The sequence below is a fragment of the Thermaurantiacus tibetensis genome (assembly GCF_015354055.1).
Lineage (GTDB): Bacteria > Pseudomonadota > Alphaproteobacteria > Sphingomonadales > Sphingomonadaceae > Thermaurantiacus > Thermaurantiacus tibetensis.
Genome location: NZ_JACHTM010000016.1, coordinates 1 through 474 on the forward strand (window position 1 = coordinate 1; position 474 = coordinate 474).

General features: G+C 67.5%; 1 protein-coding gene. It reads left to right on the forward strand.

What is annotated here, in order from left to right; genetic code table 11:
• Positions 1–452, forward strand: a 452-nt coding sequence (locus tag H3H34_RS13400; protein WP_207790956.1) for a hypothetical protein, incomplete at its 5' end; no start/stop codon positions are given.
• Positions 453–474 lie beyond the last annotated feature (22 nt).

Here is a 474-nt window from a genome sequence, read left to right on the forward strand (position 1 = left end):
AGCAATTTGTGCTTCACCCCTACACGCTGTGGCTGGCTGACCTCGGCCCTCACCGCCTGCCGCTCGGCTGGGCGCTGCTCGAGGTCGCAGAGGAACCGTCGAATGCCGTCCGCGCCTTTTGCGATAGGTTCGCTGGCGCCAGCCGGGAAGCCCGCGGCGAAGCGGAGGATGGGGAACGCCCGGCGCCACCGGAGGCGCCACCCGCCGCCCTTGGCCCTCGCATCGTCACCGACCGGTCAGGCCCAAATCTCTCGCGCCTGGGCATGCTCGAGGACCAGCATGATGCGGGCAAGCCGGTCTTCGACATGCTGAAGAACCTCTCCAATCAGGTCCGCAGCTGGACCGCGGACGAGCGCGCGGTCTTCGCCCGGCTCTACCATGAAAAGCTGCGCAACACACTGCCGCCGCACCAGCACGCTGTCATTGCTCCCCGCCTCCCGAAGCCCGAATGATCCTGGAACGCTCGCCCTTTCC